General features: G+C 35.1%; 17 protein-coding genes. 10 read left to right on the plus strand and 7 right to left on the minus strand.

Going from position 1 to position 17,689, the window contains the following annotated elements; translation table 11 throughout:
- The first annotated feature begins 387 nt into the window (after nucleotides 1-387).
- The 6 genes from ACFIML_RS02075 to polA all read left to right on the plus strand — a co-directional run bounded on the left by ACFIML_RS02075 (nucleotide 388) and on the right by polA (nucleotide 7,215).
- Nucleotides 388-1,212: a pyruvate, water dikinase regulatory protein gene (locus ACFIML_RS02075; RefSeq protein ID WP_375606095.1), complete on the plus strand. Its 825-nt coding sequence runs from the start codon at nucleotides 388-390 to the stop codon at nucleotides 1,210-1,212.
- A 12-nt stretch (nucleotides 1,213-1,224) separates the two neighbouring features.
- Nucleotides 1,225-1,821, plus strand: coding sequence for a Maf family nucleotide pyrophosphatase (locus ACFIML_RS02080; protein WP_375606096.1), 597 nt, complete (start codon nucleotides 1,225-1,227; stop codon nucleotides 1,819-1,821).
- Nucleotides 1,814-2,686 (plus strand): shikimate dehydrogenase, encoded by an 873-nt coding sequence (locus ACFIML_RS02085; RefSeq protein ID WP_375687267.1) that lies wholly within the window; start codon nucleotides 1,814-1,816, stop codon nucleotides 2,684-2,686. The genes ACFIML_RS02080 and ACFIML_RS02085 overlap by 8 nt, the downstream gene beginning before the upstream one ends.
- The gene (coaE, locus tag ACFIML_RS02090) at nucleotides 2,683-3,270 is read left to right on the plus strand and encodes a dephospho-CoA kinase (RefSeq protein ID WP_375687269.1); all 588 of its coding nucleotides are present in this window, start codon (nucleotides 2,683-2,685) and stop codon (nucleotides 3,268-3,270) included. The genes ACFIML_RS02085 and coaE overlap by 4 nt, the downstream gene beginning before the upstream one ends.
- Nucleotides 3,271-3,274: 4 nt before the next feature.
- Nucleotides 3,275-3,982, plus strand: coding sequence for a DNA polymerase III subunit epsilon (gene dnaQ, locus ACFIML_RS02095; RefSeq protein ID WP_375608997.1), 708 nt, complete (start codon nucleotides 3,275-3,277; stop codon nucleotides 3,980-3,982).
- Between the two features lie 326 nt (nucleotides 3,983-4,308).
- On the plus strand, nucleotides 4,309-7,215 hold the full coding sequence (gene polA, locus ACFIML_RS02100; protein ID WP_375687271.1) for a DNA polymerase I: 2,907 nt from the start codon (nucleotides 4,309-4,311) through the stop codon (nucleotides 7,213-7,215).
- On the opposite strand, the gene ACFIML_RS02105 is transcribed toward polA, so the two are convergent.
- The 7 genes from ACFIML_RS02105 to ihfB all read right to left on the minus strand — a co-directional run bounded on the left by ACFIML_RS02105 (nucleotide 7,212) and on the right by ihfB (nucleotide 13,142).
- Complete coding sequence (locus tag ACFIML_RS02105; RefSeq protein WP_375687273.1) at nucleotides 7,212-8,090, minus strand: endonuclease/exonuclease/phosphatase family protein; 879 nt, start codon at nucleotides 8,088-8,090, stop codon at nucleotides 7,212-7,214. The two genes, polA and ACFIML_RS02105, sit on opposite strands and share 4 nt — an antisense overlap.
- Nucleotides 8,091-8,205: 115 nt before the next feature.
- The gene (locus ACFIML_RS02110; protein ID WP_375615662.1) at nucleotides 8,206-8,979 is read right to left on the minus strand and encodes a Bax inhibitor-1/YccA family protein; all 774 of its coding nucleotides are present in this window, start codon (nucleotides 8,977-8,979) and stop codon (nucleotides 8,206-8,208) included.
- A gap of 1,125 nt (nucleotides 8,980-10,104) precedes the next feature.
- Entirely contained in the window at nucleotides 10,105-10,608 is a 504-nt protein-coding gene (lspA, locus tag ACFIML_RS02115; RefSeq protein ID WP_375606103.1) for a signal peptidase II, read from the minus strand.
- Nucleotides 10,598-11,452, minus strand: a complete 855-nt coding sequence (locus tag ACFIML_RS02120; RefSeq protein WP_375606104.1) for a TrmH family RNA methyltransferase — start codon at nucleotides 11,450-11,452, stop codon at nucleotides 10,598-10,600. The genes lspA and ACFIML_RS02120 overlap by 11 nt, the downstream gene beginning before the upstream one ends.
- A 2-nt stretch (nucleotides 11,453-11,454) precedes the next feature.
- Nucleotides 11,455-12,387, minus strand: coding sequence for a class I SAM-dependent methyltransferase (locus tag ACFIML_RS02125; RefSeq protein ID WP_375606105.1), 933 nt, complete (start codon nucleotides 12,385-12,387; stop codon nucleotides 11,455-11,457).
- A 172-nt stretch (nucleotides 12,388-12,559) separates the two neighbouring features.
- On the minus strand, nucleotides 12,560-12,856 hold the full coding sequence (locus ACFIML_RS02130; protein ID WP_375606106.1) for a lipopolysaccharide assembly protein LapA domain-containing protein: 297 nt from the start codon (nucleotides 12,854-12,856) through the stop codon (nucleotides 12,560-12,562).
- Nucleotides 12,857-12,863: 7 nt separating this feature from the next.
- Complete coding sequence (ihfB, locus tag ACFIML_RS02135; RefSeq protein WP_273790186.1) at nucleotides 12,864-13,142, minus strand: integration host factor subunit beta; 279 nt, start codon at nucleotides 13,140-13,142, stop codon at nucleotides 12,864-12,866.
- 186 nt (nucleotides 13,143-13,328) lie between these two features.
- Here ihfB and lptC point away from each other — a divergent pair, with 186 nt between their 5' ends.
- From lptC to ptsN, 4 genes are all read left to right on the plus strand, one after another.
- Nucleotides 13,329-13,973 (plus strand): LPS export ABC transporter periplasmic protein LptC, encoded by a 645-nt coding sequence (gene lptC / locus ACFIML_RS02140; protein ID WP_375606107.1) that lies wholly within the window; start codon nucleotides 13,329-13,331, stop codon nucleotides 13,971-13,973.
- A gap of 76 nt (nucleotides 13,974-14,049) precedes the next feature.
- Nucleotides 14,050-14,649, plus strand: coding sequence for an LptA/OstA family protein (locus tag ACFIML_RS02145; RefSeq protein WP_375606108.1), 600 nt, complete (start codon nucleotides 14,050-14,052; stop codon nucleotides 14,647-14,649).
- A 6-nt stretch (nucleotides 14,650-14,655) separates the two neighbouring features.
- Nucleotides 14,656-15,450: an LPS export ABC transporter ATP-binding protein gene (gene lptB, locus ACFIML_RS02150; RefSeq protein WP_012754448.1), complete on the plus strand. Its 795-nt coding sequence runs from the start codon at nucleotides 14,656-14,658 to the stop codon at nucleotides 15,448-15,450.
- A 909-nt stretch (nucleotides 15,451-16,359) separates the two neighbouring features.
- Nucleotides 16,360-16,824, plus strand: a complete 465-nt coding sequence (gene ptsN / locus ACFIML_RS02155) for a PTS IIA-like nitrogen regulatory protein PtsN (RefSeq protein WP_375606109.1) — start codon at nucleotides 16,360-16,362, stop codon at nucleotides 16,822-16,824.
- Nucleotides 16,825-17,689: the final 865 nt, after the last annotated feature.

The following is a 17,689-nucleotide window of genomic DNA, read 5'->3' on the forward strand; positions in this document are numbered from 1 at the left end:
TTGAAAAAATATAAAATCCAAATAGTATTTAATTATTTTAATAACAAAAATATGAGTTAAAATTATAGCATCAATGAAATGTTATTCAAAAGTATTTTTTACAGAAATTTATATTAATAAATTTATATTAAAGAAAGGATTATTCTTATTTATAACTGTGTTTAGTGTGGATTATTATTTATCCTCAATTTTATCCACAAAAGGAACTGAAAAAAGAATAAAAATAACACTATCTTAAAGATATTATCCCCTCTTTTTTATAAGAGGGGATAATATTATCACAAGCATTTAATTTGTGCATAAAAAAGGAGAATTTTTCATAAATTTTAGTTTTATAAAAAACAGTGAGGATATATACACATGTCTTAACAAGGAGTTAAAATTTTTGTGACAAAAGAAAAAAAATTCTTTCATTTACACATGCTTTCTGATGCAACGGGGGAGACATTAATTTCTGTTGGAAGAGCTGTAGCATCCCAATATGCAATGTGTCAGGCAACAGAGCATATCTATCCTATGATTCGTAATAAAATACAGTTACAAAAAGTTCTTGATGAAATACAACAAGAGCCAGGTATTGTTCTTTACACAATGATTGATGAAGAACTTAAACTACTCCTTCAAAAAAAATGCAAAAAAATAGAAGTTCCCTGTATTGATATATTGTATCCTGTTCTAAATGCTTTTCAGTCTTACCTTGGAATGCCAACTCATTTACGTGTTAGTGCACAACATGATCTTAATGCAGATTATTTTCGTCGTATTGAGGCACTGGATTTTACAATAGAGCATGATGATGGACAGTCTTCCAGTAGCTTATCTGAAGCGGATGTAATTCTTGTAGGAATTTCAAGAACCTCTAAAACGCCAACAAGCATCTATTTAGCAAATCGTGGAATCAAAACGGCTAATGTTCCTCTTATTCCAGGAATTGATTTGCCAGAATCTCTTTTAGAGGTAAAAAATTCTTTAATTATTGGTTTAATTGCTTCAGCTGAAAGAATCTCACATATTCGTCAAAATAGAGATTTAGGAGAAGGTTTTGCTCTTGATAATTATACTAATCGTATCAGCATAGCTGAAGAATTAATCCATGCAAAACGCATTTGCGAACGTTTTGGTTGGCCTATTATTGATGTCACGAGGCGCTCTATTGAAGAAACTGCTGCTGCAATATTTGAACTTTTATCACGATTTCGTGAAGGAAAGTGAGAGAAAATCCTCATGGACGCAGATACGTTAATATTAGCATCTCTTAGTTTTTATCGTGCACAGTTGTTGAAAAAGGCAGGTTTAAATTTTTTAATTGAAGGCGCTTCTTTTGATGAGAGAGAAGTAGAAAAAACAACAAAAGAAAAAACACCTAAAGAACTTAGCTGTTTTCTTGCAAGTGCAAAAGCAAAAAATGTTTCAGATCGTTTTCCTGATGCTTTCGTTATTGGTTGTGATCAAGTTCTTGATTTGGAAGGTAAAGTTTTTCATAAAGCAAGAAATATTAAGGAAGCACATCAACGTTTATGTGAGTTATCAGGAAAAACCCATTCTCTTCATAGTGCGGTAGCTTTATTTAAAAATGGTCAAAAAATTTGGGTTGAAGCTTTTAGTGCACATATGTCTGTACGTTTACTCTCGTTAGAATTTATTGAACGTTATTTAGCACGCGTAGGAAAAGATGTTCTAAACAGCGTAGGAGTATATCAAATTGAAGGAGAAGGGATTCATCTCTTTGAAAAAATTGAAGGAGATTTTTTTACCATTGTTGGTTTACCTTTGCTGCCTCTACTCATAAAATTGCGCCACTTAGGAATTATTGATGGTTAACTTAATAATAAAAAAGACAAATTATCCGCGTGCTTTTGTTGTTGGTTCTCCTATTCATCATTCAAAATCGCCAAGAATTCACAATTTTTGGCTTAAACAATATAGTTTACAAGGAGAATACCTTGCACAGGAAGTAACATCCGAAGAATTTAGTCATTTTATTGTTTCTTTACAAAAAATGGGCTTTTGTGGAGGAAATATTACTTTGCCTCATAAACAGGAAGCCTTTCGTTTAGCAGATTATAAAGACGAGAGAGCAACAATGATAGGTGCTGCTAATACACTTTGGTATGAAGGAGATAAACTTTGTGCCACAAACAGTGATGCCTATGGTTTTAGTGCTAATCTTGATGATTTTGCATCTGATTGGGGAGGGGAAACGGCTCTTGTTTTTGGGGCTGGGGGCGCTGCACGCGCTATCCTATATGCTTTAAAAAAACGCGGATTTGAACAAATTTATTTAATTAACCGTACAAAACAGCGCGCTGATAATTTAGCTCAGCATTTTGGAAAAATCATTAAAGTTTACGATTGGCATAAAATCCATGAAATACTTCATCAAGCTGATTTGATTGTTAATACAACCTCTATTGGCATAAAAAGTCCAGAAGAAAAAAGTGATTCTTTTTTTTGCGATTTTCATAAAGCAAAAACAACGGCATTAGTAACAGATATTGTTTATACACCATTGATAACTCCTTTTTTACAACAGGCAAAGGCTTGTGATCTCAAAACGGTTGATGGGCTTGGGATGCTTCTACATCAGGCTGTTATAGGATTTGAACGGTGGTTTGGAATAAAACCACAGGTAACAAAAGCGTTAAGGACAGCCATTTTAGAGGATATGAGTGAAGAAAGAGAATGAAAATTATAGGATTAACTGGATCAATAGCTATGGGAAAATCAACAGTTGCTGATTTTTTCAGACAAGCGGGTATTTCTGTTTTTAGTGCTGATGAGGCGGTACAACAACTCTATAAAAGTGAGCCAGTTTTGTTACTCATAGAGCGTATTTTTCCTAGTGTTGTTGAAAACGATGAAGTTAACCGTTTGAAACTTTCTGAAATTTTGATTGATGATAAGGAAAAATTACAAACATTAGAAAAAATAATTCATCCTTTGGTGCAAAAAAAAGAACAAGAATTTATTGATACAGCGCGCAATCAAGGGGAAAAATTAGTTATTCTTGATATTCCACTTCTGTTTGAAACAAATGGTGAAAATCGTGTAGATAGCGTTATTGTTGTTTCTGCTCCACCAGAAATGCAAAAAGAACGTGTCATGATTCGCCAAGGTATGAATGAGAAAAAATTTGCCTTTATCAATGCCCAACAAATGCCAGATGAAAAAAAACGAGAACGTGCTGATTTTATTATTTATACAGGGAAAGATTTAGAAAATACACGTAAACAGGTTTTTGATGTGATAAAAAAATTGCTAAAGAATTAAAATCATGCGTGAAATTATTTTTGATACAGAAACAACAGGTTTAGATAAAGAGAAAGATCGCATAATCGAAATTGGTTGTGTAGAAATGGTTGATCGTTATCTTACAGGGCGCCAATTTCATGTTTATTTAAACCCTGAAGGCGTTATTATTCCTGATGAAGTTGTAGCAATTCACGGATTAACCAATGAACGCTTAAAAAACGAGAAAAGTTTTAGTGATATTGTTGATGAATTTTTGGAATTTATTAATGGTGCGATAATGATTGCGCATAATGCGAGTTTTGATATTGGTTTTATTAATGCAGAATTAAAACGCGTCAATAAGCCGCTCATCAGTGTTGATAATATTCTTGATACATTGGCTATGGCACGGCGTAAATTCCCTATGGGTCCTAATTCTCTTGATATTTTATGCAAACGTTTTGGAATTGATAACAGCCATCGTGTTCTTCATGGTGCTTTACTTGATGCAGAGATTTTGGCCGATGTTTATATTGAATTGATTGGTGGAAAGCAGGGCATATTGGGTTTTGATAACAGAAAGAGTGTTGATGAACATACTCAAAGTGACAAAGATATGCCTTATGCAGTTAAATTTCGCCCACAGGCTTTACCTTCAAGATTGAGTGCGCAAGAAAAAAGATTGCATGCTGATTTTATCAATAAAATGGGTGAAAAAGCTCTGTGGAATAACTTCAAAGTTTATGAATAATATTCTTATCTTTTCTCTAAACAAGCTATTTAAGGTTAAAAATATAAAATATGGATACCAAAAAAACGGTCGTTGTGGGGAGGGGAACACCACAACGACCTTGTCGTCACATTGTACCTCAGCTATCATAGGAGGAGCAAAATGAAAGCTATTAATCCTGTAACAGCAAAGAAAAGCTCTAGGTACTTAATATAAAGTGCAACGACTTCATGTCTTATGGAAAGAAAAAATGGCTTTTTAGAGGCAAAGTAAAAAAATAAAATAAAAATGAAAAAAATATATACAGGTAATTTGTTTTTTAGCTGAAATGGAGAAATAAAATTGTCATGAAAGCAACAGATCATCTTTTGTTGGTTGACGGATCAGGCTACATTTTTCGTGCTTACTATGCTTTGCCGCCTTTAAAACGTAAAAAGGATGGACTCCCTGTAGGAGCGGTAGCTGGTTTTTGTAATATGTTATGGAAATTACTTTGTGATGCTCGTAATACAGCTATGGGTATTGTTCCAACACATTTTGCTGTTATTTTTGATTATTCATCTGATACTTTTCGGAAACAAATTTATCCTCAATATAAAGCGAATCGCGCTGAACCTCCTGAAGATCTAATTCCTCAATTTTCTCTGATACGCCAAGCAACAAAAGCTTTTAATTTGCCTTGTATTGAAAAGGAAGGTTTTGAAGCGGATGATTTAATTGCTACTTATGCAAAATTGGCAACGAAGGTTGGAGCAAAGACAACCATTATCTCTTCTGATAAGGATCTTATGCAACTCGTAAATACACATGTGTCCTTATATGATGGAATGAAAGATAAGCATATAGGTATTTCAGAAGTTATAGAAAAATGGGGTGTTGAACCTGAAAAAATGATTGATTTACAAGCTTTGATTGGAGATTCAACGGATAATATACCGGGTATTCCAGGCATTGGTCCCAAAACTGCAGCCCAGTTGTTAAATGAATTTGGTTCTCTTGATCTTTTATTGCAACGCGTAACAGAAATTAAACAAACAAAACGGCGTGAAAACATTCAAGCTTATAGAGAACAAGTTAAAATTTCCCGTGAGCTTGTTAGGCTTAAAACAGATGTCCCTATAGACAGTGATTTAGATGATTTTATTTTGGAGCCACAAAATGGTCCGCGTTTAATTGCTTTTTTGAAAGCGATGGAGTTTTCAACATTAACGCGTCGTATAGCAGAGGCAACAACATGTGATGCAGCTGTTATTGATGCACTTGATATAGATGTTGAATGGGAAAAACTAAGCTATGGACATGATTTAGATATAAAAAATACTGAACGTGCATCTTTTCATAATTTTTCTGAAAATTCTCCACAAGTTTTTGCACAAAAACGTAAAGATCAAGCACTGTCTCAAAAAATTACAAGAGATACTTACACAACGATTCTTGAGGAGGAAACTTTAAAAGAATGGTTATGGCAAGCACAAGAACAGGGCTTTTTTGCTTTTGATACTGAAACAACCTCTCTTGATCCGATGCAAGCAAAGCTTGTTGGTTTTTCACTCGCATTACAACCAGGAAAAGCAGCCTATATACCACTTGAACATTTTGAGGAAAAAGAGGACCTTTTAAGGGATGGGCGTATTGCCTCGCAGATTGAGACCCAAAAAGCTTTGGCACTTTTAAAACCGCTATTAGAAGATTCAGCGGTGTTAAAAATTGGTCAGAATATAAAATATGATTGGTTGGTGATGAAGCAATACGACATTGTTATACGTTCTTTTGATGACACTATGCTTTTGTCATATGCTTTTGATGCTGGAACTTTAACCCATAATATGGATGATTTGTCTGAACGTTGGCTTGGACATAAACCAATTGCCTATAAGGATTTAACGCATAAAGGAAAAAAAATTACTTCTTTTGCACAAGTAGATTTAAAACAAGCTACCCTTTATGCGGCGGAAGATGCCGATATAACGCTACGCCTTTGGCAAGTTTTGAAACCGCAACTTGTTGCTCAAAAAATGGCAAAAATTTATGATCGTCTTGATCGACCACTCATAGAAGTTCTTGCAAGAATGGAAGAACGTGGGATTCTTGTTGATAAGCAGATTTTATTGCGCCTTTCAGGAGAATTGGCGCAAGCTACTTTGATTCTAGAAGAGGAAATTTATAAACAAGCTGGTGAAAAGTTTAACCTTGCTTCACCAAAGCAATTGGGGGATATCCTTTTTGGCAAAATGGGATTACCTGGAGGCGCTAAAACCAAGGGCGGACAATGGTCAACTTCTGCACAGACCTTAGAAGAGTTGTCTGCTGAAGGTCATCTATTACCGCGTAAAATTATTGAGTGGCGTCAACTTGCAAAGCTAAAATCTACCTATGCCGATGCTTTGCCTTCTTATATTTTACCAAAAACAGGGCGTGTTCATACGAATTATTCTTTGGCAATAACATCAACAGGGCGATTGTCATCATCAGAGCCAAATTTGCAAAATATTCCAGTACGAACTGCTGAAGGACGTAAAATTCGAACAGCTTTTATTGCTCCCAAAGGGCACGTGTTGCTTTCTGCTGATTATAGTCAGATTGAATTACGCATTCTTGCACATATTGCGGATATAAAAGCATTAAAAGAAGCTTTTGCTAAAGGACACGATATTCACGCTATAACGGCGTCACAAATGTTTGGCGTTGCAATAGAGGGAATGCATTCAGATATACGACGGCGTGCAAAAGCGATTAATTTTGGTATCATTTATGGTATTTCAGCTTTTGGCTTAGCCAATCAATTAGGAATTTCACGCCAAGAAGCGGGTCGTTATATTCAATTGTATTTTGAAAGGTTTCCAGGAATTAAAGATTATATGGAAAAGACAAAAAACTTTGCACGTGAAAATGGTTATGTAGAAACAATTTTTGGACGTCGTATCCATTATCCAGAAATAAAAGCAAAGAACGTAAAAATTCGTTCCCTTAATGAACGGGCAGCTATTAATGCCCCGATTCAAGGCTCTGCTGCAGATATTATTCGCCGCGCTATGATACAGATGGAAGATGTTTTAAAAGGAGAAAATCTATCAGCAAAAATGTTGCTGCAAGTACATGATGAACTGATTTTTGAAGTACCAAAAGAAGAGAGTAAAAAAACCATGGACGTTGTTAAAAATGTTATGGAAAATGCTACAATGCCGGTTTTATCTTTATCTGTACCCCTTGAAGTAAAAGTCATGACAGCTCAAAATTGGGATGAGGCACATTAACTTTTTTTATTTATTTTATGTTCAAGAACATTCATGGCGTTGGCAAGATTAAGGTAGGCTTTTATAGGCAAATGATCTGAGGCAATACGTGCAAGTGGTGAATGATGATTTTCAATATTTGTTACCAATTGGTGGGGAAAAGCAAAAACGCGATCAAGGGCTAAAAGAGGAAAACGCGAAGGAAAGCTTGGCACAACTTCAAGTGTGTTATCAAAATAGGGAGAAAAATGGTTCAAAGATGAGCCTTTTCCTATCCGCCATTCATTAAAATCTCCAATGAGGAGTGTAGGCATAAGGGAGCGTTTTTGCAAAATTGCAAGGAGCATTTTTGTTTGTTGTTTACGAGAATAACGTAATAAGCCAAAATGAGCCGCAATAATACGAATAGGGCCTGCTTGCATTTCCAATTCTACAATTACAGCCCCACGTGGTTCAATACCAGGAAGAGTGACTTGTAAAGTTTCACGTACATATCCCTTTCGCAAAAAAAGAGCGTTCCCATGCCAACCATGACCATGAGGTGACATGGTATTGAGAGGCACAGGAATCAAGCCAGTTTCAGTTTTTAATAGCTGAAGATTAATCAAACCAACGCGCTCTCCAAAACGTTTATCTGCTTCTTGAAGAGCAAGGATATCAACTTGTAATTCATTAATAACACGTACAATACGTGTAGGATTAAAAATTTTATCAATACCTACACATTTATGCACATTATAGGAAGCAACGGTTAGATCATAATTATCATTTGGCTTGATGATGTTTGGTTGATGATAAGAGCGGCTATAGATTGCCTTTAAAAGGGAATTATGGAGCTTTTGTTGGATAAAACCGGTAAACCAAGGAAACTTTTGCTTATAAGGTATTTTTGTCATTTTGCGAAAAGAATACAATCTCTAAGAGGCAAAGGGTAAAAACTTACACTAAAAACAAAAGAACCTTGTTTCTTTTGGAAACAAGGTTCTTTCATTAAGCGATGATCTTTTAAAATCAATCACGGTTTGAACCAAGAAATTGTAGCAAGAAGACAAACATATTGATGAAATCAAGATAAAGATTCAATGCACCCATAATAACTTTACGTCCTCTTGTATCACCTTCATCTCCTTCGTAATACATCAACTTAATGTTTTGAGTATCGTAAGCTGTTAAACCAGCAAAGATAAAAACACCAATAACGGAGATAGCAAATTGCAAAGCACTTGATCCAAGAAAAATGTTCACAATCATAGAAAGTAACAAACCAATCAATCCCATAAATAAGAATGAACCGATTGCTGTAAGATCACGCTTTGTTGTGTATCCATAAAGTGAAAGAGCTCCAAAAGTTGCAGCGGAAATAACAAAGGTTTGTACAATACTTTCTGTCGTATAACGCAAAACGATTGAAGATAGTGAAAGACCAACCAGAGCAGCATAACCAAAAAAGAGGCTACGAGCAGTATTTGTGCTCAGTGTATTAATTTTAAAACTGAGAAATAAGACCGCTATGAGTGGTGCAAACATAACAATATAAGAGAATGGTGATGTATAAAATGTTACTCCAAAAGATGTTAAATAAACACTGCTATTGATTTGAGCTGCTGCTTGACTCATATCTGTTGTCGTTGCTAATGATACAATTGCATAAGCGGCAGCAGCTGTAATAAGCAAACCAATGGCCATTGTATTGTAGACACCCAACATATAGTCGCGCAATCCCAGATCAATTGATGCATCGGCATGAGAAGCAGGCGCCGAACGTAAATTTTTAAAATTAGCCATAATATAAAATCCTTTAGCATATGTTCCGTCAGATATTGGGGTTTAAAAGTACCTCTGTCATTACAGATAAACACTTCGTATAAGCCCTAAATTGGCTAACACAAAAACCCTAAGAATCACTGGCGGAATTCCAGCACATCTGCTCTTATTATGGAGATTTATTTAAAAATTACAAGAGATTTATCTGAAGAAGGAACCTTACAAATTGGTAAGGAAATAGTTTATTTTGATGAAATAATATTTCCATTTTTTGCCATATTTTTGCAAGATAAAAAGACTATACTTAAAATTTTTTTACTGTTCATAGAAATTGTGTAATATAATTCTCTGTAAGGTATCAACTGTCTTTGCTTTGATGAAGAGAGAGGCAAATGTCGTCGCACTGTTTTTCAACTTACAATATTGCATCTGCTCTATACGGTTAGAAGACCTATTGAATTGAATCTTTTTATATAAAAACTGATATATAATAATAAATTATCGTTTTGTATGCTAAATTCTTCTCCGAATATCGTAAGATTCTCTGATGACAAATTTTCTTATATTAAATCAATCAAGGTTATTTATTTGCTTGCTCCACACAAGCAAGATTGGTGTGTAAAAGACATGGTTTTAATTAATTCAACATGCGAAAGTTCGAAATAAAAGAAATTTAGGGTTCTCATTCAATATACAAAATGGTAAACTATCATTATATATCAATATGTTGTATTATAAATAAAACATTGAAAATAGTTAAAAGATGTTGCTTATTAAGCAATATAAATAAAAGAGGGGTGTTTTTACACGAAGCGCTTAAGAAAAACACTGTAAAAATGACGCCTGTAAAAACTAAAAAACATATGAAAAGTAATTGTTTTAAGCAAATGAACAGAATTTAAATGCTGTAAAATATTTCCTCTCAGAATGGGATATAGGACATATGAATAAAAAATTATTGGTTTCTATTTGAGTTCATTCCTTTTACACGGATCAAGTATATAAAGATCAAGTGAAAGTAAGGTCTTATAATTCCATGAAAAGAAATACATGAAATTATTAGAAACAAGAATTGATTGAGAAAAATCAATGCGTAATCAGACTTGTGATGATTAATAACCTCTGGTTTTTAAGGCGCTGAACATATCAATGAGAAGATGTGCTGTTGGAATGACGTTTTGCCTTCATCCAAGTACGCAATTCTTCAATAAGGATGGCAATAACACCAAGAGTGATAAAACTATCTGCAAGGTTGAAAATAGCAAAATGAAAGATATCATCAATATGAAAAAGGATATAATCAGTGACATGATGAAAGCGAATACGATCAATAAGATTGCCTATTGCTCCTCCAATAATAAGGATAAGACCAAAGCGCATTAAAGACTTATTATATTCAGTATTTTTCCATAACCATAGAAGAAAGATAATCACAATGATCGTGATGGCGATGATTCCCCAGTGAGAAAAGGAAGAAAAAAATGAAAATGCAATGCCAGAATTGCGCACATGATAAAGGGAAAGAAAAGGAATAAGCGAAATTTCTGTTCCTAAAGGCATATTGTGCATAATCCAGTATTTGACAGCTTGATCAAGTACTACTGTAAAAGCCAAGCCCAAGAGAAGAAAAGGGAGTGATTTACGAATCATGTTTTTCCTCACATGGTTCCAGTATTAAATAAGGGCGACGGATTTCATAAAGCATAACAGCTGTTGCTACTGCTAGATTAAGCGAATCAGCACGTCCACTTTGTGGAATACGCGCGAGTTTATTACACCGCCTTGTAAGAATATCTGATAATCCCTGTTTTTCATTTCCCATTAAAAGGATAACAGGACCATTTTTGAAATCAAGTGTCCGATAATCCAGAGATCCTTTAAGATGCGTGCCAACGATCATGCCTTTAAAGTGAGCAGACCAGTTTAAAAAGGCGCTTTCATCAAAACGATAAAGCGGTATAGAGAAAATTGATCCCATAGTTGCACGAACTGTTTCAGGCGAGAAAGGGTCTGTTGTTTCGCCAATTAAAATAACACCTTTAGCACCTACGGCATCGGCAGTTCGGATAATGGTACCAAGATTTCCAGGATCACGCACACGATCAAGCGCGATATAAACATCTTTAGTCTGTTCAGTTATCATTTCAAGAGGTTGCCATTTTTGTTTAAAAATACCAATAACTGTTTGTGGATTATCGCGTCGGGTAAGTGATTCCATAACCTTTTGTGAAGCTTTAATCACAAAACCACCATTGGCTACAACGCGTGCAGCAATATTTTCGATAGCAGCATTACCGATTTTGCTTTTAGAAAAAATAAGCGTCTGTATTGTCCAGCCGAGATCGAGAGCATCAATGACCAACTTCAATCCCTCTGCCATGAAAAGACCTTCTTTATTACGATTTTTCTTTTGGCTGAGCGCTTTAAGATCTTTTATAATGGGGTTGCTAAGAGAAGTAATTTCTTTCACTTTGCCAGTTTTAGGTCTAAACATATTCAAGCAATCCAACGGCTAAAAAGGGAAGTAGAAAGAGCGCGTCCTGCAACTTCTTCACGCAAAATAAGTTCTCCTGATTCGACCTTACCACCAAGATTTACAAATGCATCACGCATTAAAGCATGAAGTGCAAAGAAGGAAGCACGAATAGAGTAAGCTGTAAGCACAACAGAGAGCGGTTTATCAGAGAGAAGTTTACGACAATTTGTGATCATATCTGGTAAATGATCAAACAGTTGCCAAACTTCACCATGGGGTCCACGCCCATAAGCAGGGGGATCAAGGAGAATCATATCATAGCTTTTCTTACGACGCAGTTCACGCTCGACAAATTTCATAGCATCATCGCAAATCCAGCGAATAGAATGATCTGGTAATCCTGCTCTTTCTTGATTAGCTTTTGCCCACGCAATGGCTTTTTTAGAAGCATCAACATGGGTAACATTCGCACCCGCTCGTGCTCCAATCAAAGAGGCAATACCTGTATAGCCAAAAAGATTCAACAATTTTATAGGGCGTTCGGCTTTAACAATTTGTTCTTCCATAGAGCGCCAATGGGCATCTTGTTCAGGAAAAACTCCCACATGACGAAAAGAAGTAAAACGGCCTAGAAAAGACAGTCCATTCCAAGAAAGTGGCCATGTCTCATTAAGTGGCTTTTTAGGAAAATGCCAACGACCAACCCCTTCTTCATCACGATTTCCCGTGAAAATAGCGTCCACATCAGCCCATTGTTTCTGTGATAAAGCGGGTTTCCATAGTGCTTGACCTTCTGGTCGAATAATGCGGTAAGCTCCATAACGTTCTAATTTTTGTCCATGACCAGAATCAATGAGAGCATAGTTTTCGCTTATACCCGTTTCTAAAATAAGGGGCAGCTTTTCCTGCGGATATCTATTATTATGGGAGGATTGAAAGCATTGTGGGGGCATGTTTTGTATCACGGTATATGAGGTATAAAAATATATTATAAAGCTCTTAAATGTTTCGTAAAAGTGCAAAAAAGCTAAAGTCAATTAAAACATGTATAAAAAAAGAAAAAGAGCACTTTTAACTCTGTACTGAATATAGAATACAGAGAGAAAAGATTTCATTTAAATACCATTATACCAGATTTGTGATAGATGTTTTCAATTTTTCAATCTCGGCTTTACTTTTTTTGAGAGCTTTTTTGTATTTGTGATAGGAAAACCAACTGATCAGATTTCCTAATAAAATACCAAAACCAAAGAAAATAAAGAGCCATATAAAGAGGGGAGCATGATAAGTAAAACTTTCAGGATTTGCTCGAAAAGGATCAAGGGTTAACGGAACCATTTGACGATTAGCCACGATAAAAACAATCAAAACCGCTGCGAGAATCACACTGATACTTGTTAGAAGAATACGTTTAATTATCATAAGTTTCTCACTGATTAAGACGGTCGCGTAAATCCTTGCCAGTTTTAAAAAAAGGAATCCACTTTTCTTCAACAGAAACGGCTTCACCTGTTCGTGGATTACGTCCATTACGGGCTGAACGGCTTTTTACAGAAAAAGCTCCAAATCCACGAAGTTCAACGCGATTGCCATTTGCAAGTGCTGTTGCAATTTCCTCAAAAATAGCGTTTACAATATTCTCCACATCCCGTTGAAAAAGATGCGGGTTATGACGAGCAATAATTTGCACAAGCTCTGATTTTACCACAATAGCCTCACTTTCACACAAAAAAATTTCGTAATTGTGCACTCCATGCATAATATTACAATATATAAACGGATAAAAGCAAAATAAAATCAAGAAAAAACAAATTGCAAGAAACAAAATTTGAAAATACCTTCTATAAAGGGTATACAGATTAAAAATGCGGAGTATTTAAGAGATCAGGAGAGTATGTCCGTACACAAACATTATGAAGCCTTTTCAACGCAATCATCTTTTGGAGATGTTTTAAAAAAAGCATCCCGTCATTCGCGTCGCATTAGCGTATTAAAAATTTTTTTGCCTCTCTTAGCGTTGCTTTCAGCGCTGGTTTTTTGCTGGTTTACGTTTTTCTTGGTTCCCGTTACTTCTGATTCTATGCCTTTGAATAATGGAGAAAGTGGCGTGATGAATTTGACGATGCTTAATCCAAAATTAGAAGGGTATACGCGTGCTCATGAACCTTATTGGCTTAAAGCAGAAAAGGCATTTCAAGACCATACACACGCTGGAATGATTGGGTTGCAAAACATTACAGCTAGAGCATTTATGGGCCAACAAAGACAGGTTTTTCTTTCAGCACAAGGGGGGGTTTACGATAACATTAATGGTTTTTTACAGTTGAATAAGCCATTCACCATTACAACGAACGATGGGATGATGGTACAATTTATGTCAGCTAGTATTAACTTATCCGAGGGACAGTTAAAAACAGATCAACGTGTTAATATTCAGCAGGCCGGTTTGCATCTTGCTGCAAACGCCTTACAAATTCGAGAAAAAGGAAAAAACATATATTTCCATGGTGATGTGCATTTAGTGCTTCAAAAGCAATGACGGAATATCAATACAAATCTTTAAAGGATATTTATAAAGAGAAGTATGTGTATATACAAACAGAAGAATTGAAATAATGAAATCGTACAAAAGATGGATAGGTGTGATGTTAGCTTTTAGCATGGGAATGTTAGGAGAAGGAGCAGTTTTAGGATATGCTGAAGGGACTCATTTTGGAATAAGTCTATCAAACGACAAAGAACCGGTAGAACTTCATGCAGATTCTTTGGAAATACGTGATAAAGAAGGGATAGCACTTTTTAAGGGTGATGTTTCAGTGGTGCAAGGTGAACGTCTTTTAAGAACGGCAGAATTAGTTGTTTACTACGATAAAGCATATAAAGAAATTGATAAAAACAAGGAAGATACAAAGGCATCATCTGTTTCTTTATTTGGTTCGTCGAGTATACAAAAAATGGAAGCTTTAGGAAAAGTTTATATAAAAATTGCTACGCAAGTTGCTACGGGTGATAAAGGTGTTTTTGATGGAAAGTCAAAAATGATGAGTTTGACAGGGAATCATGTTGTGTTAACTGATGGTGATAATGTGGCAACGGGGTGCAAACTAACGGCAAATATGGAAAGCGGAAAGGCTTTTTTAGAAGGTTGTGAGACGCCTAAGAAAAAAGGTCGTGTTTCTATTATTTTAAAACAAAATCAAAAGAATGGCCATTAAGATTTCATGTTTGGAATCAAAAGAAAAAAACAGACTGATAGGTATAATCTTGAAAGTGAAGCTTCAAAAAATCCCTTAAAAGGGACCTTGATTGCCAGTAATTTGATTAAAGTTTATCGAGGAAGACGAACAGTTAATGGTGTTTCTTTTGGCATTCGTACGGGAGAAGCCGTTGGCATTTTAGGACCCAATGGGGCAGGTAAAACAACTTGTTTTTATATGGTGACAGGGCTCATAAAATCTGATGGAGGCTCGATTAAAATTGATGGATTTGATATTACGCATCTTCCGATGTACCGACGTGCGCGTCTAGGTATTGGATATCTTCCACAGGAAGCGTCTATTTTTCGTGGTCTTTCAGTAGAAAATAACATTAAAGCTGTTTTAGAGGTCGTTGAAAAAGATCGTCTTAAACAACGTGAAGAGTTAGATAGCCTTTTACATGAATTTAAAATTGATCATTTACGTAAAATGTCTGCGCTTTCGTTATCTGGAGGTGAACGTCGGCGACTTGAAATTGCGCGCGCTTTAGCTTCTCGTCCCCATTTTATGTTACTTGATGAACCATTTGCAGGAATTGATCCTATCGCTATTTTCGATATTCAACAACTTATTCGTCATTTAACGAGGCGTGGCATTGGTGTTTTAATAACGGATCATAATGTACGTGAGACATTAGGGCTTGTCGATCGCGCTTATATTATTCATACAGGGCGGGTGTTAGTTCACGGTTGTCCTAACGATATTATCAACAACGTTGATGTACGCAGAATTTATTTGGGAAATCAGTTTTCTCTTTGATTTTACAGCTTTCACAAGTTTCCATTTAAGTTTAACCAAACATTATTACTGAAAATCTCCTTATTTATGCCAAAACTTCTTTTATGACTATAACCTTAATGTTGTTATTGAGTGGTGAAAAAGGTTTTATCATTAGAGGTTAGTTTGTTGTTTTATAAGTTTAGCTTACTCATAATTATATCATAGAAAAGATATCACTAGATTAACGTGATAATGAGTGATAAATGAAGCTCTCAATAAATGTATGTATTATTGAAAGGTAAGAGATATTCACCATATTTTTTCTGTCGAATCAAATAACATATCGATAATGCTGTTTTAGGTATTTTGATGGGAGCACCGGTTATATATTGCGGTTATTCAATAGGAGTTGTCGTATTTTATTGGTTTATATCGCCTATTTGAAAATAGGAGCTTGGCTACAGATATCAGGCTAAATCTATAAATCTTTTAAAATAATCATTAAATTTCTAAAAATCTTTATATTCTTGTTATAAGTCGATGTTCAAGCTATACAGTAATTTTCAAAGTAAAGATCCATTTTGCTCAGTATGCTTTTCATCTTAATTTAAGGGCTCATTTTTAAAGAAAGAAAAACTCTGATGGCGGATTATACATCAACTCTTATGACAAGTTTAATAAATTTATGAATAATGGCCTTTTTTAGAGTCGTAAGGAAATTAACTTTATGAACAATTTCATTTCTTTGGTTTCTTATGCCGTTAATGATGATCCGAATACTATTTATTGTTGTTTTAGAAGTGATATGAGATGTATTGAGCTATCACCCATTATAAATTGAAAAGTAAAAACACATGCGATGTTGCGAAAAGTGAAAGAACATTAAGTATCTATAGCGTTTATAGGTTTATTGATGAGCATTTTAGCGTGTAAGAGGAAAATTAAAGTATGAATTTGAGTGAGTTAATAGCACCGGAAGCGATCATTCCGGCTCTTAATGCTAATTCGAAAAAACAGGTTCTGCAAATTTTAGCCGAAAAAGCTTCCAAGCTAACAGGTCTTAGTGAGCATGTGATTTTTGATGTTGTTTTACAACGCGAGAAGCTTGGTTCAACGGGTTTAGGTGGAGGTATTGCGATTCCTCATGGAAAATTACCTGATATTAATCGGATCATTGGTATATTTGCACGTCTTGAAAGTCCTGTTGATTTTGAAGCTCTTGACGACGAACCTATAGATCTCGTTTTTCTCCTTTTAGCACCTGAAAATGCTGGTGCAGATCACTTAAAAGCTTTATCACAGATCGCACGTGTTTTGCGTCACACTGATGTTGTACAAAAGTTGCGCAGTACGCATAATGCCAATGCGCTTTATGCTTTATTGATTCAGACTTCAGAATCAAATGCAGCTTAAAAGGTATTATGAGCGTATAAATTGCGAGCTATGCACTACAGAGCGTAGGAAAGAATATAATTTGCATCTTAAGACTAATAACAAAAGGTTGTGTCATGAGATTTAAGAAAATTACTTCTAAATGAACCTTCTTTTTAAAGAGCAACCAACAAAAACGAAGGGCTTTTCCTTTCTTGTTCTCGTATATTAAAGCATCTAATTATTATGTTCGTGGATTCTTTTATCCTGTTATACTGTAAAAACACTGTCATTTGAGATATAGTGAGATAAATTCTGTAAGTCTTCTTAATATATTAAGTGCTTTTAGAGTGCGTGGTAAATATTTTTAAGCAGGACTTGTCTGTAGAGCCTTTAGTTAAGTGAATCACATGAGTGGGAAGAAAAGAGGAGACCGCTCGACAAGAATCCAAACTTTTTCAGTCCAAATTGGATTAAGAATCTTCGTCCTTTGAAAGCGAGAAAGAAATCAACAGAAAAGTTTATTTGTGCATTGAATTTTTTTGTAAGTTGAGTTTGAGTGTTTAGGGATAATATTTTAATGCTCAAGAAGAAATAAGAAATATATTGTATCTTCAGTATAGCAAGATATTGATTTTAAATATAATTCACTATTTCGCATGTTAGATGAGAGATCCGAATATTGTAAAATTCTCTCATTCCAAACTTGTTTATGTTGAATCAATCAAAACCATTTCCTTGCACGTTGTAAACGGAATTAGCGTGTGGATAAAAACTGTACAAGAAAGGGGTAAAGATGCTTCTTATGAATCGTCTCAAGTATTGAGGGTTGCAGCAAAACATTGGGAGCTGGAAAATAGTGTTATGGTGCCATCTTTCTTCTTCACAAGTGGAGAGATCAACTATT

It is taken from the genome of Bartonella sp. AC62GZZY, from assembly GCF_042196525.1.
Classification (GTDB): Bacteria; Pseudomonadota; Alphaproteobacteria; order Rhizobiales; family Rhizobiaceae; genus Bartonella.